Raw genomic sequence first — 14,724 nt, 5'->3', positions numbered from 1 at the left:
ATTCGATTTATTGATCAAAATATTTCTGCAGGATCCGCATCTGCCAATTTTTTCATTGCCGCTAAAGCTGATCCCATACACATAAAAAGTATCAAACAAAATATAATTGATGCTCTACTAAAACTCATTTCAACAGGTAATTTAGTTGAAGATCTAACTAAAGCATATAAAGCTTGTCCTGAAACATAAGCAGGTATATATCCCATAATCGATAAAATAAATCCTTCTCTAGCTACAACTCCTAATAAGCTTCTTAAGTTATAACCCATAGCCATTAAGGTCGCATATTCAGGTAAATGATCACTGACATCACTATAAAGAATTTGATAAACAATAACGCAACCAACAATAAATCCCATTGCAGCACCCAAGGTAAAAATAAAACCAATCGATGTACTACTTTTCCAGTAATTTTTTTCAAATTCTATAAAAGATTTCAAAGACATAACCCTGACATCACTAGGTAAACTAAAATTTAAAGAACGTACAACTTTCTCAATATCAGATCCATTCTTTAGCCTTACTAAACCAATTTCAATACTTCCGTTAGGATTACCTGGAGATAATTCTAAGTATGTCTCACTGCTAGTTATTAAATTCCCATCTGCTCCAAAGGAAGGACCTAAACTAACTATCCCTGAAACTCTTACTCGTTTACCTGCGACTTCAGTTTCAACTAAACGCCCTAATTCAAACCAGGAAGATATAGGCCCAAATTCATCTCTGGAAAGATCATCGAACAAAACTCTTCCTTTATTTTTTAAAGTTTTAGCCTTTCTCTCAAAGTCAGAATCAATTAATAATGGCTTATTCGGCTCAAATCCTAAAGCAAGAATAGATCTTGTAGATAAATTTTCAGGGTTTCTCCAAAGCAGAAAATTCCAATTGACAGCAGTTGTTCCAATAACATCCCTGTGCGCCATTGCTTGAACTAATCTTCTTCGTGGAAACCCACTCATACTTATTGAACTTTTTGAGCGAGGACTAATTAATACCAAATCTGCGTCAAATAACTTATGAACAGTAACACTTGCATCAAACAAACCATCTCTGAAGCCTAATTGCATAAACATCAAGATTCCAGCAAATGCTATTCCTGCAATAGCTACAAATATTCTTAAGGGTTGTCTTGTCAGCAAAAGCCAAGCAAGGGGAATTTTTCTTTTTTTAAAAAAATTATTTAATTCCACTACGGCTGAAAACGAGCAATAACTTTCATTCCAGTTAGGTGAGAAACTTTTTTAGCCGATGAATTATCAAGCTTGACTCTAACCTCAACAATCCTTGAATCAGCATCGCCGGTTGGATCAGTTGAAAGCACTCTTCTTTGCCTGACTTGAGGGCTAATCAAACTCACTTGTCCACTTAAAGACCCAATAAATCCTCCATTCTCACTAATCAAATCAACAGTTTGGTCCAATTGAACTCTATCGATATCGGATTCATATACCTCAATAAGCGCTTCCATTGATTGATTAGCGCCAACATTAATTACACCAGACGAATTTGGTCTCTCTCCCTCCCGAACTAAGATTTGAAGAACAATTCCATCAATTGGACTTTTTAATTGTGTTTGTTCTAAATCAACGTTAATTGCATCGATAGCTGATTTAAGCTTTAAAATCCTGGTCTGTGAAATAAACAAATCGTCTTTCATCTTGTCTAAAACAATTGCAGCGACTGCTCCTTTATCAACAAGGATTTGATATCTATTAATTTCTCTTTTTTTTATACTGATTTCACTCATTAATATATTTAAATTAGCTTCCGCAGATTTCAAATTAGCTTCAAGTTTAGGACGGTTATCAAAAACAGCTAAGATTTGGTCCTTGTTAATAGAGTCCCCTTCTCGAATTAATAATTTAGACAACCTTGGAGTACCGCCCTTTCCACTAGTGGGTGCTGCTAATTTCCTTACTTCGCCGAAAGGATTTAATTGGCCCAAAGCAGCAACACCTTCAATCCTATCGACAACTTCAATATCCTTGAGAGTTTGATTTACTTCTAAATCTTTATTATTACATCCACTAATAAATACTAGGCATAATGGTGTAATACCTAGAAGGAATAAAAATTTTAAAGATGAAAGCTTTGACATAATTAACATTCAAAAAGAATTTTATTGATATATTCATCTGCCCAACGCGAACCAAAAAATTTGGTTAAAATCCCCCTGGTTTTATCATTTCGTTTTTGATTCAAACAATATCGTTTTTGATAATTAAGTCTTTCCATTGAATCCAACGAATTAATTTCGTCTGCATCTACCCTAACTAGTAAAGATAATAGTAGTGACAAATATTGATCAATGAGTTCTAAAAATAATTTTTCTTCGAGAACATCAACTGGACGAATAAAGCATACATACGGAGAAAAGATAAACCCCCATTCTGGCAACTTCCCAGGTTCATTGAATTTAGGGACTTTTAATGATCTCATTTGAGGAATCAGGGAATCAGGCAAATGTTTCCCAACAGGTGACAAATCAACTATGGCAGCGGAAATATTATTTGAATTAACTACCAAATCAGCACCAAATATAGGAAGCTCATAACAAGGATCAGGGAAAAAGACGCAATGGAGTATTTCCAATGATTTTCCAAGCTTTGCAACTTCTAAATGAATTTTTCTAAAGCCTTTTGCTTGAAAAAACTCATTGATAATAAATAATTCCTCCTCATTTAAATTGCTGTAAATCTTGCTCGACTTAGGGTCAATGTATAGAGGTTTTACATCAGTCAACGAATTGATTCTATTCTTGATAATCTCGAAAGCCTCAAGCAAAAGAGGATTCAATTTACTTTGAGTGCAAAAACCTGACTCCAAAACTAATAACTCAAGCTAAACGGATTTGGTTAAGATTCATAGGAAATGTTTATTTATAACTATGCTTACACAATATTATATTATTATTAAGGCTAAAAAGAAATAAATAAGAAATTTTTATCTAAAGACAACTGAATAAGCAAAAGGAATTCAAATATAGAATTCAGAAAAAGAAAAAAACATTATACTAAGAACAAAGCAAGTAAATAAAGAAAACTTAAATATGAAAAAATATAGATATAAAAATTAGATAAATATTAAATGAAATGATTTTAAATATTATCATAGATTAATATAGCACAAAGATTTAACGTGCTTTAAGATATTTAGAATGAAAGTAAATCATTGGTCATTACCTAATGGCACTACATGTGTAGTAGCTGATATAGAACAATCAACTTTGACATGTATTGACTTTTGGTGCAAAGGGGGAAGTCTTTATGAATTGAAAGATGAAGAAGGGATGGCACATTTTTTAGAGCATATGATATTTAAAGGGAGCAAAAACCTTAAAGAGGGTGAATTCGATCTAAAAATTGAATCTCTTGGTGGAAGTAGTAATGCAGCAACTGGGTTAGACGATGTTCACTATCACGTTCTAGTACCCCCAGAAAAAATAGAAGACGGACTAAAATTGATATTAGAATTACTATTATTTCCTAAAATTGAACAAGATGCCTTTGAAATTGAGAAAAAAGTTGTTTTAGAAGAAATCGCACAAAATATTGAGCAACCAGATGAAATTATTTATATGAAATTATTAAATGAATGTTTGTCGCCTCATAGATATTCTAAACCAATACTTGGTAATGAAAAAACTGTTAAAAGCCTTAATCCTAAACAAATGAAATTATTCCACAAAAATCATTATGTAGGTAAAAACTGTACGCTATGTATAGCCGGAGATTTACCTAACGAAATTAATTCGATAATTAACAATAGTAAAATCAAGGAATTAAGAACAATCTCAGAAAAGACCGCTATAACTAACAAAATTATATTTAATAAAGGCTATAAAAAAGAAACTATTCCAAGGCTTGAGGGAGGAAGGATATTGAAAGCCTGGAAACTTCCACCTGCAAAAGAACAGGTCTTAATTTTAGGCGCCGAAATAGTTGCCACAATGCTATGCGAAGGAAAAAGTAGTCTTATTGTTAAGGAATTAAGAGAAGAAAAACGTATTATTGAATCAATAGATATTGATTTACAAATTCTTGAAGAAGGTGGATTAATTCTTTTAGATGTCAGTTGCCCACAGGAAAATCTTAAAATTGCCGAAAGTGAAATTAATTACATTCTTAAAAAATCAATTAGAGAGTTAGTTACTAATAAAAATTTAGAACGTGCGAAAAAATTAGTTATAAATAATATTTATTTTGGTCTAGAGTTGAGTACTCAAATTGCCTCAACATTAGGCAATCAAGCTCTATGGGGTCGACACCAAGCAATATTAAAATCAATAGATGACATCTCTTATTGGACAACTTCCCGCTTAAATGAATTAATTCTTCCATTATTTAATCCAGAAAATGCATTTACATTAATTGCTGAACCTGAGAAGTAAATATGAATATAATTCTAGACAAACTTAATAGCAAAAATATAATGTCCGCAAAACTATGGATAGAAGAAGGTAGCAGAAATGATCCCAAAAATAAAAAAGGAATCCATCAACTTTTAAGCTCAACAATGCTTAGAGGTTGCGGACCATACAATAATAGACAAATTTCTGAAATTGTAGAAAATAGTGGAGCAAATTTAAACTGTGATACCTGCGAAGATGGTCTTCTAATCAGTCTTAAATGTATCGAAAGTGATGCTTATAAACTTCTCCCTATAATTGGTTGGATGATTACAAAACCTGTACTTCAAATAGACCAAATTGAATTAGAAAAAGATTTAACTATAAAAGCCATTAAAAGACAAAAAGAGAGTACATATCAACTAGCTTTTGATGGCTGGAGAAAAATTGTATATGGTGATGGACCATATGGACATGATCCACTGGGGTCCATCAGTGATGTAAAGAAAATCACTAAAGAAGATATATTGCCATTGGCAGATTCATTAATTTATAGAAAAAAAAACTTAGTAATTTCTGGAAAATTTCCAATTAACTTAGAAAGTTATATAGAAAATTCAATTGCATTTAAGGGTATTAGTAAAAACCTTAATGATCAAAATATAAAGTCTAAAAGAAATTATGACATTGATTTAAAAAACAAACAAGAAACCAGTATTTACACACGAGAATTAAATACAAAACAAGTAATTCTTCTACTAGGTAAAGCAACAATTAGATATGATAATAAATCGGATATTTTTCTTAGATTATTATCGTGTTACTTAGGTTGTGGAATGTCAAGTTTATTATTTAAGCTACTTAGGGAAAAGTATGGAGTAGTTTATGAAGCAGGAGTTTATCATCCTATTAGAGAAAATCAAACCCCATTTATTATGCATGCTTCTACAACTGAAGAAAAAGCAATCCTTACTCTTAAATTACTAAAAGAGTGTTGGGGAAAAATTATTAATAGTGAAATCTCTCCTGAGGAATTAGATCTTGTAAAGATAAAATTTCGTGGTCAAATGGCACATTCTTTGCAGAGTATTAGTCAAAGAGCTGAGCATAAAGCTCATCTTTTAGGAATTGGTCTAACAAAGGATCACGATAAAGAAATTCTTCTAAGACTTGAAAGTATAACCAGTAAAGAAATCAAGAATGCTGCTAATAAATATTTAAGGAACCCATTTCTAAGCGTTTGTAGTAACAAAGAAGTTATTCCGAAAATCATTGAAAACTGGAAAACCTAATCAAGTCTCATTTGATTTTCTTCAGTTGTCTTTACCCGAAATCTTAAGTCTTTCAGAAGGAATCAAAAAATTGCCCATTCTAAATTTCACTTCTAGTAAATCATTTGGTCTTATTCCAATAATCATGCCTACCTCATCGAGAGAAACTAGATCTGGCGGTCTCAGCATTGATATTGAATCTGCTGTCTTCAAATATGGCAAAGGAACTTGTAAGGATACTTTTTCTCCAACTGAAAATTTCATTATTACTAAGTAGCTTTAAATGATCTTATTGACATATCAATCAATTTGTAAATAATAATGTATAAGATATGCTAATTAAATTCATTGCATAAATTTAGTAGCGGAGTAAAAGCAATAACAGGCGTAATGTTAATCATAATATGCGCAATGATACCATCATCAATAATTTTTCCTCAAGAAGACCTATCTCTCTCAAATATCCCACTTAATAGCACTTGGCAAATCCAGGGGCTTCTTTTGACGTCATTGGTTTGTGGACCCGAAATAGGAACAATTTCTGCAATTTCGTATTTGATTATAGGTTTATTTTATTTACCTGTTTTTCATGGAGGAGGAAGTGTAGGTTATATCTTAACTCATGAATTTGGGTACTTACTAGGATTTATTCCTGCTGCTTGGACATGTGGTTTTCTAGCTAAAAATACCTCAAAACCTAATTTAATTAATTATTCATTTTATACTGCAATATCATTGTGCATTATACATATTATAGGTATTTTTTATCTTGTTTTTGGTAAAATATTTGGTAATTGGTTAGAATCTTTATCCGATCTTATCTTGGTAAATACTTTAATACCTTTTCCAAATCAATTATTACTATGCATATCAATAAGTCTATTATCAATACTATTAAAACGTGTATTAATAGTAAAATGATTACATTTAATAGTAGAAGTATGAAAATATTAACTTACTCTCTTTTTATTATTTTATTAGATCAATTTAGTAAGTTCTCAGTATTAAGTACACTAGGATTTGAAAGATCTAAAAGTATTATTCCTAATCTATTAAATTTCACCCTAGTAAAAAACAAAGGCGCTGCTTTTAGTCTTTTTATTAACTCAACAAACTCTCTTACTGTTATAAGTATTATTGCCTCATTATTATTAATTACTATTATTTTAAAATCCCCACCAAAATCCTATTGGAATTGTATTGGGCTTGCATATCTTTTAGGTGGTACTGTAGGCAATGGAATTGATAGGTTATTCAAAGGTTATGTTCTAGATTTTTTAGAGCTAGTTCCAATTAATTTTCCTATTTTCAATGTAGCAGATATATCAATAAATATTGCTATAATATGTTTTATAATCGATATGATTAAAGACAATCCAAAAACGAATTATTAAACAGATTTAGTTATTATATGAAAATCTACAATTCAAAAAAAATATTATTTTATATATTTATAATTTTTTTTGGCTTGATATTTGTAGGCTTAGTTGGAGCAATCATTAGATTAATAAATATACCTGCAGTATTAATCACGGTTTTATTAATAGGCGGTTTAGTTTATTCAAAGAAAATAGATTGGTTGCAAAACTTTCTACAATCTATATTTAAAACAAAGGGTAAAAAGAAATTATTAGATTTTTCATTGACAACCAAAAAGGAAGCTGCAGATAAATCATTAAAAAGTATTGATCAGTTAATCAAATTGATTAATGATAAAGTCAAGGCCAAGGCCCTAAAGGATGAAAAGGATAGAGTTTCGTTAGAGTTAGATAGAGGGGATATTATTTTAGTAGTTTTTGGAATTGGCTCTAGCGGTAAAACCTCACTAATAAGAGCTCTTTTAAAAAGAATAGTTGGTAAAGTTAGTCCCGAAATGGGCTCAACACGAGGGAAAGAAACCTTCCGGCTGAAACTTAAAGGACTTCCAAGAGGAATAAGAATCATTGATACACCTGGAATATTAGAAGCTGGGAAAGCAGGCAGAGAAAGAGAAAAGAGTGCGTTAATAGAAGCTCGCAAAGCTGATTTAATGTTAGTAGTAATAGAAGGAGATTTACGTTCTGAAGAAATAAGAACAATTATGAGTTTATCTAAATTGGGCAAAAGACTTTTACTTGTTCTTAATAAAATAGATTTAAGAGGAGAAAATGAAGAAAGAAGATTAATCGAAATTCTAAATTCTAGATGTAATGATTTTATTGAACCAAAAGATATTATCTGTACATCCGCATCCCCTCAGTCAATTGCAATCCCTGGCAAAAAGCCCTTTCAACCAGACCCTGAAATAAACAATCTAATTAGAAGATTAGCAAAAATCCTGCATGAAGAAGGTGAGGAGTTAATAGCAGATAATATATTGCTTCAATGTAGCAATCTTGGGAAAGAAGGTAAGAAATTATTAGTTAAGCAAAGAAGTCAATCAGCTAAAAAATGTGTTGACAAGTATGGTTGGCTCAGTAGCGGAGCATTAATGCTAACACCATTACCTGTTATCGATATGATCGCTGCTGCGGCTGTGAATGCACAAATGGTAATTGAAATAGCAAAAATCTATGGTGTTGAAATAACAAAAGAGAGAGCCAAGAATTTAGCAATTTCAGTAGGAAAAACACTTGCAACTATGGGTTTAGTTCAAGGTGGAGTTTCACTGATAAGCTCAACATTAAGTCTTTCACTTCCAACATTAGTTGTTAGCAAAGTAATTCAGGCTATAAGTGTATCTTGGCTTACTAGAATTTCAGGAGCAAGTTTTATAACTTATTTCCAACAAGACCAAGATTGGGGAGACGGTGGAATCCAAGAAGTTGTTGAATATCATTACAACTTAAATAAAAGAGATGAGTATTTCAAAAGTTTTATTCGAAAGGCTTATGAGAGAGTTATTGATCCTTTAGTTGAAAAAAAATTCAAAAAACTACCACCGAGAGCATGGCCTCCGAGGGAGGAGGGATCATAGGACCTCTAAAATCTAAAATAAAAACTAAAGCCAAATAAATCAGGCCAATCAAAATTGATATTGAAGCTGTTACAAAAGCCAATATATTTTTTTTATTAAAAAAATTCTTATTCATTTTAAATCAAATAATTGAATGGTTAATAAGATTAGCTAAAATTTTTAAATCCTCAAATTTAGTATTAGGGTTTCCCATAACTGCCTTTAAATAATATCTATCTCCATAAATTGGTCTTGAAAGCATAAAATTATTGACTAATAAAGAGTTTCTCGTTTTTATAGACCAATCGGAGGCTTGAGAATAAGTATAATTGATGGGTGTTAAAGCTAGAAGATGAAGGGGTCCTGATATTATTTTAAATTTTGATGAATCAATTATTGATTCTAAATAACATCTTCTTTTGATAGACTCCAAAAGTATTTTTTCAATACCTTCTTCACCTAATTGCCTTAAACCAATCCACAACTTTAATGACTCAGCGGATCTAGTACCTTGAATTCCAAGTTCTCCTCCATGAAAGTCATTGCCTGCAATTGGTTCGGCATAAGGTAGTCCAGTTGAGAAGGTAGAAGAAAGATGGTTTTTATTAGCTACCAGTAATAAAGAGGATGTTTTTGCAATACCCAATAATTTCTGTGGATTAACAGTTATGGAGTCTGCTGAATCTAAGCCTTGAACAATTTCTGAAGTTATTGTTGACAAACCATAAATTCCACCAATTGCGCCATCAACATGAAGCCATATTTTCTCTTTTTTGCATAATTGAGAGATTTCAGAGAGTGGATCAATAGCTCCTCTTACAGTAGTTCCGGCAGTAGCTACTACAGCAAAACATTTCTTCCCTTGAGATTTTATTTTTTTTAAATTTGAGGACAGATAAGAAATATCTAATTTACCTTTTTCATCAGTAGGAACTTTTTGCAAAGATTCTTGTTTAAGTCCCATAATCTTTAGAGATTTTAAAAATGAGACATGACAATCATCACTTGCAAAAAATACTGCACTTGGATCATTTTCTAGACCAGAAATATTTCTTGCAATTACTAAAGCCATTAAATTACTTAAACTTCCCCCGCTAGCAGCCACCCCTCCAGACAAATCACCAAGACCTAATTTCTGACAAAACCATTTACAAAGGTTTCTTTCTAGGCATGTCAAGCTAGGTGATAATTCTTCAGCCAAAAGATTATTATTTAAACCTGCACAAATAAGCTCTCCTACTATTGATGCTGACAGAGGAGGAGGATCTAAATGAGCAAGAGCCCTTGGATGAGATGGTCGGTAAGAGCCATTCATTAATAATTGAAGATCATTCAATAAAACCTTATTGGATACACCTTTTTCATCAGGAAAGGCCTTAGGCAAATCAAATGAATCAGGCATTGGACCTTGACTGCCTGATTCAGCAAACCAATCACAAAGATTACTTGAGGCTTCAGCAAGTAAAGAATGCAGTTCTCTATCTAAATTGTGAGGTGATGCAAAAGGTTCCAATGAAAATAAGTCTCTATTTGTAGTATTTGATGATCCAGTTCAAACCAAAAAAAAAATGATTAATCTCTAGGTAAACATTTTATTTGATAATTCTCCAAACATCTAAAAAATTGTCAAAACCAATCTCACTTAGTCAGGAAGAAAAAATAAAATGGATGACAAGATTGTTATCCAAAGCAAAACTTGTAGGCGAGAGAGGGGAAGTCCCCATCGCTGCAGTTATTCTCGACAAAAGAGGCAGATGTATTGGCTATGGAGGAAATAGAAGGGAAGGAATGAAAGATCCTTTAGGTCATGCTGAGTTAGTAGCGCTAAGACAAGCTTCTTGGATAAATAATGATTGGAGATTTAATGACTGTACATTGATTGTAAATCTGGAGCCATGTCCAATGTGTGCAGGCGCTTTAATACAAGCAAGGATGGGGAGAATTATCTATGGATCGAAAGACCCAAAAAGAGGCGCACTAGGTGGAACAATTAATCTCGCAGAACATAAAAGTGCTCATCATAATCTTCTCATTGAAAAAGGAATAATGGAAGAAGAATCTAGAAAACTAATCGTAGATTGGTTCAAAGACAAAAGACTTTTATCAAGAAAAAGTTTATTATCTAAACTTAGGTAATTCAGTTTCAAAAATATTTATTATCTTATCTACATTAGTAGGGGTTGAGTTATAACCCATCAAACCAATTCTCCAAACTTTACCCGCCAAATCACCAAGGCCACCTCCAATCTCAACTCCAAAATTATTTAGTAGATGCTTAGTAAATGACTTACCATCAATGCCCTCTGGTATTTTTACTGTCGTTAGAGTTGGCAAGCGTAATTCTTCTTTAACGTGTAATTCTAAACCAATATTTTCCAAAGAATTCCAAAGTGATTCCGCATTTTTTCTATGTCTATCCCATGAGACTTCTAATCCTTCTTCTGCTAACAATCTAAGCGCTTCTCTAATGCCAAAATTCATATTTACAGGGGCGGTATGATGATATACGCGATCACTACCCCAATATTTATTTAATAAAGAAACGTCTAGATACCAGTTTGGAACCTTATCTTTTCTATTAGACATTTTATTTTCAGCTCTCTCATTCATTGAGAAAGGACCTAATCCGGGAGGACAACTTAATCCTTTTTGACTGCAACTGTAAGCTAGATCAATTTTCCACTCATCCAAATAAAGAGGAACGCCTCCCAAAGATGTCACTGTGTCTACAAGAAGTAAACAATTATATTTTCTGCACAAATCACCAATTCCATCCATAGGTTGACAAACACCTGTTGAGGTTTCTGCATGAACAATTGCTAATACAGCTGGGTTATGTTCCTTCAGCCCATCTTCTATTTCTTCGAGAGAGAATGCATTCCCCCAATCTTTCTGAATAGTTTCAACATTTGCTTTATATCTTCCTGCCATATCGGCAAGTCGATGTCCAAAATATCCTTTTATTGCAACTAAAACCGTATCTCCTGGTTCAACAACATTTGCCAACGTTGCCTCCATTGCAGCACTTCCGGTACCACTCATTGGAAGCGTTAATCGATTGCTAGTTTGCCATGCATATCTGAGTAACTCTTGGACCTCACTCATCAAGTCCACATAAAAAGGATCCAAGTGACCAATGGGGGGCTGAGAGAGAGCTTTCAACACAGCAGGATCTGCGTTTGATGGGCCTGGCCCAAGCAATAACCTTTCAGGAGAAACAGTTGGACCAAAATCTTTACGATGTTGATTATCAACAGAAGGAAGAATTTGAGTGGCCAAGAAAACAGATCGTTTTGTATATCTACCGAGCCTAAAAGGCAATAGGCAAAGTCGGGGAGTTTTTTTTAGGGATTGCAATAGGAATTAGCTAGATTTCTCCAATAAGACAGCAAATATTCATATTTTTCTGTTAAAAGTCTAAAAAAAGTGCGTGTCGATACATAAAGAGATGCAAACACTTATTACGTTCATAATGAGTATCTAAGTTGCAAATCAAATTCATCATGAGCAAGACCTCTCAAGATGTTCTTCGTCAAATTAAGGATGAGGGCATTGAGCTAATAGATCTAAAATTCACTGACCTACATGGTAAATGGCAACACTTAACTGTAGCTTCAGATCTCATTGAAGAAAGCTCTTTCACAGAAGGACTTGCCTTTGATGGCTCTTCCATCCGCGGTTGGAAAGCAATAAACGAATCCGACATGGCGATGGTCCCAGATCCATCAACAAGTTGGATAGACCCCTTTTACCATCACAAGACTCTTAGCTTGATTTGTTCAATTCAGGAGCCAAGAAGCGGAGAGCCATATGCCAGGTGTCCAAGAGCATTGGCACAAAAAGCATTGGATTATTTAGGCAGCACAAGTGTTGCAGATTCTGCATTCTTCGGGCCTGAACCTGAATTCTTTATTTTTGATGATGTCAGATATAACTCAGGCGAAGGTGGAAGTTTTTACAGCGTTGATACCATCGAGGCTCCTTGGAATACAGGGAGAGTTGAAGAAGGAGGAAACCTTGGATACAAAATTCAACTAAAAGAAGGATATTTTCCAGTCTCTCCTAATGACACCGCTCAAGACATGAGGTCTGAGATGCTTCTACTTATGGGTGAATTGGGAATACCAATTGAGAAACATCACCATGAGGTAGCTGGAGCTGGCCAACATGAATTAGGGATGAAATTTGCCCCCCTAATTAACGCAGCTGATAATGTGATGATTTACAAATACATTGTTAGAAATGTAGCCAAGAAATATGGAAAAACTGCGACTTTTATGCCTAAGCCAGTCTTTAATGACAATGGGACAGGAATGCATGTTCACCAAAGTTTGTGGAAAAGTGGTGAGCCCTTATTTTATGGAGAAGGCACATATGCAAATCTATCTCAAACAGCTAAATGGTACATAGGTGGAATTCTCAAGCATGCTCCTTCTTTCCTAGCATTTACAAATCCAACGACTAACAGCTACAAAAGATTAGTCCCAGGTTTCGAAGCACCCGTCAATTTAGTTTATTCACAAGGTAATAGATCAGCGGCGGTAAGGATTCCATTAACAGGACCAAGTCCTAAAGCAAAGAGACTTGAATTCCGTTCTGGTGATGCATTGGCTAACCCTTATATTGCTTTTTCAGCAATGATGATGGCTGGTATTGATGGAATCAACAATCAAATTGATCCTGGAGATGGTGTTGATGTTGACCTCTTCGAGCTTCCTTCTGAGGAATTATCAAAAATAGACACTGTTCCCTCCTCATTGAATGATGCATTGGAGGCATTAAAAAGTGACAACAAATATTTAACGGAAGGAGGTGTATTTACTGAAGACTTTATTAATAACTGGATAGAGCTGAAATACGAAGAAGTTCAACAGCTAAGACAAAGGCCTCATCCACATGAATTCACTATGTACTATGACGCCTAAAATTTAAATTTCTTTATTAATTTTTAGAATACAAAATTAAGGTCTATGTACAAATATGCATAGACCTTAATTTTTTTTTAGTTAACTCGTCACTAATCAATCAAATCTGTTAGATAATACATAAATTAAATAATGGTTCATGGCAGCGCCAAGCCTTGAAAAAATTGCATATCGTACTCTTCAACAAGGAAAAACACTTGCTGGGTTAGCTCATAAAGAGTTGAGTTCAAAGTTGATGGAAGTGTTTGCACCTGAAGCAGCTCCAGGCAAATTTCCAATAAATCAAGACTTAATAAAAGAAGTTAGAAGATCAATGAAAAATCTAGAAACCATTGATTGGAAAGAAGCAGAGGAAGGAATTTACCCTAAATCACAACTATTCGAAGCTCCATGGTTGGAATGGGCTAAGAAATATCCCTTGGTTTGGCTAGATATGCCCCAAACTTGGCAGAGGCGAAAAAAAAATAAAACCAGAGAAATCCCTAGAAATATAAATGAGAAAGATTACCCTGCTTACTATTTGCAAAATTTTCATCATCAAACAGACGGGTATCTAAGTAAACATTCCGCTGAAATTTATGACATACAAGTTGAGATTCTTTTCAATGGGACAGCCGATTCCATGAGAAGAAGGGTTTTATCTCCATTGAAAAGAGGTCTTAAAAAATATTTATCTGAAGAGTCAAAGAAAGTAAAAATTTTAGATATCGCTACAGGAACTGGAAGAACACTCCAGCAAATACAAAGTGCATTACCTCAAGTTGAACTTTATGGTCTTGATTTATCAAGTTCATACCTAAAGCAAGCAAGTAAATACCTCAGTTCCAGAAATGGTGATCTTGTTCAACTAACTAAAGGAAATGCAGAGAAAATGCCATATGCATCGGAGAGTTTTCAGGCTTTAACCTGTGTTTTTCTATTTCACGAACTTCCTAGAGATGCGCGCCAGAATGTTTTGAACGAGTGTTTTAGGTTGCTAGAACCTGGAGGAACTCTTGTTCTTGCCGACTCCATTCAGATAGAAGATTCTCCAAAATTCATTACAATAATGGAAAACTTTCACAAAATTTTTCACGAACCTTATTACAGAGATTACATAGTTGATAACATAAATTTAAGATTAGAAGAATGTGGTTTTTCCGCAATAACTTCTGAATCTCATTTCATGACTAAAGTATGGAAAGCGAACAAGCCAGCTTAATTTTATTGAAAGGATTTCTTCAAAAAAATCACAAATAAGTATCA

The 14,724-nt window shown here is 33.5% G+C and carries 14 protein-coding genes; 8 read left to right on the top strand and 6 right to left on the bottom strand.

Annotated features, from left to right (window positions below):
- Nucleotides 1-14: 14 nt before the first annotated feature.
- From devC to O5640_RS00800, 3 genes are read right to left on the bottom strand one after another with little or no spacing between them, the layout of a single operon-like run.
- A complete protein-coding gene (gene devC / locus O5640_RS00810; protein ID WP_269612665.1) occupies nt 15-1,190 on the bottom strand; it encodes an ABC transporter permease DevC in 1,176 nt (391 codons plus the stop codon).
- Entirely contained in the window at nt 1,190-2,107 is a 918-nt protein-coding gene (locus O5640_RS00805) for an efflux RND transporter periplasmic adaptor subunit (RefSeq protein WP_420063692.1), read from the bottom strand. The genes devC and O5640_RS00805 overlap by 1 nt, the downstream gene beginning before the upstream one ends.
- Nucleotides 2,101-2,826, bottom strand: a complete 726-nt coding sequence (locus tag O5640_RS00800) for a phycocyanobilin:ferredoxin oxidoreductase (protein WP_269612663.1) — start codon at nt 2,824-2,826, stop codon at nt 2,101-2,103. The genes O5640_RS00805 and O5640_RS00800 overlap by 7 nt, the downstream gene beginning before the upstream one ends.
- Nucleotides 2,827-3,157: 331 nt before the next feature.
- Here O5640_RS00800 and O5640_RS00795 point away from each other — a divergent pair, with 331 nt between their 5' ends.
- Nucleotides 3,158-4,390 carry a M16 family metallopeptidase gene (locus tag O5640_RS00795; protein ID WP_269612662.1) on the top strand — a complete coding sequence of 411 codons (1,233 nt, stop codon included), beginning with the start codon at nt 3,158-3,160 and terminating at the stop codon, nt 4,388-4,390.
- Between the two features lie 2 nt (nt 4,391-4,392).
- The gene (locus O5640_RS00790; protein ID WP_269612661.1) at nt 4,393-5,640 is read left to right on the top strand and encodes a M16 family metallopeptidase; all 1,248 of its coding nucleotides are present in this window, start codon (nt 4,393-4,395) and stop codon (nt 5,638-5,640) included.
- 21 nt (nt 5,641-5,661) lie between these two features.
- On the opposite strand, the gene O5640_RS00785 is transcribed toward O5640_RS00790, so the two are convergent.
- A complete protein-coding gene (locus O5640_RS00785) occupies nt 5,662-5,883 on the bottom strand; it encodes an NAD(P)H dehydrogenase assembly family protein (protein ID WP_269612659.1) in 222 nt (73 codons plus the stop codon).
- A gap of 84 nt (nt 5,884-5,967) precedes the next feature.
- On the opposite strand from O5640_RS00785, the gene O5640_RS00780 reads away from it, so the two are divergent.
- Genes O5640_RS00780 through O5640_RS00770 form a run of 3 tightly spaced genes read left to right on the top strand, consistent with a single transcriptional unit; the run spans nt 5,968 to nt 8,575 of the window.
- Nucleotides 5,968-6,540 (top strand): biotin transporter BioY, encoded by a 573-nt coding sequence (locus tag O5640_RS00780; protein WP_269612658.1) that lies wholly within the window; start codon nt 5,968-5,970, stop codon nt 6,538-6,540.
- Between the two features lie 20 nt (nt 6,541-6,560).
- The gene (gene lspA, locus O5640_RS00775; protein ID WP_269612657.1) at nt 6,561-7,013 is read left to right on the top strand and encodes a signal peptidase II; all 453 of its coding nucleotides are present in this window, start codon (nt 6,561-6,563) and stop codon (nt 7,011-7,013) included.
- Nucleotides 7,014-7,030: 17 nt separating this feature from the next.
- The gene (locus O5640_RS00770; RefSeq protein ID WP_269612656.1) at nt 7,031-8,575 is read left to right on the top strand and encodes a DUF697 domain-containing protein; all 1,545 of its coding nucleotides are present in this window, start codon (nt 7,031-7,033) and stop codon (nt 8,573-8,575) included.
- Between the two features lie 121 nt (nt 8,576-8,696).
- Here the strand turns inward: O5640_RS00770 and O5640_RS00765 are convergent, their stop codons facing one another.
- Complete coding sequence (locus O5640_RS00765; protein ID WP_269612655.1) at nt 8,697-10,067, bottom strand: pyridoxal phosphate-dependent decarboxylase family protein; 1,371 nt, start codon at nt 10,065-10,067, stop codon at nt 8,697-8,699.
- 110 nt (nt 10,068-10,177) lie between these two features.
- On the opposite strand from O5640_RS00765, the gene O5640_RS00760 reads away from it, so the two are divergent.
- Nucleotides 10,178-10,690, top strand: coding sequence for a nucleoside deaminase (locus tag O5640_RS00760; protein WP_269612654.1), 513 nt, complete (start codon nt 10,178-10,180; stop codon nt 10,688-10,690).
- Here O5640_RS00760 and O5640_RS00755 read toward each other — a convergent pair.
- A complete protein-coding gene (locus O5640_RS00755) occupies nt 10,673-11,833 on the bottom strand; it encodes a pyridoxal-phosphate-dependent aminotransferase family protein (RefSeq protein ID WP_269612653.1) in 1,161 nt (386 codons plus the stop codon). The genes O5640_RS00760 and O5640_RS00755 overlap by 18 nt on opposite strands.
- 224 nt (nt 11,834-12,057) lie before the next feature.
- Between O5640_RS00755 and glnA the strand changes: the two genes are divergently transcribed.
- Complete coding sequence (gene glnA / locus O5640_RS00750) at nt 12,058-13,479, top strand: type I glutamate--ammonia ligase (protein ID WP_269612652.1); 1,422 nt, start codon at nt 12,058-12,060, stop codon at nt 13,477-13,479.
- Nucleotides 13,480-13,618: 139 nt separating this feature from the next.
- A complete protein-coding gene (locus O5640_RS00745) occupies nt 13,619-14,680 on the top strand; it encodes a class I SAM-dependent methyltransferase (protein ID WP_269612651.1) in 1,062 nt (353 codons plus the stop codon).
- The last annotated feature ends 44 nt before the right edge of the window (nt 14,681-14,724 follow it).

Origin of the sequence: Prochlorococcus marinus str. MIT 0912 (assembly GCF_027359595.1) — a bacterium.
GTDB lineage: Bacteria > Cyanobacteriota > Cyanobacteriia > PCC-6307 > Cyanobiaceae > Prochlorococcus_B > Prochlorococcus_B marinus_C.
Note: the sequence above shows the minus strand (reverse complement) of the source record. Positions and strands in the feature narration are given on the sequence as shown.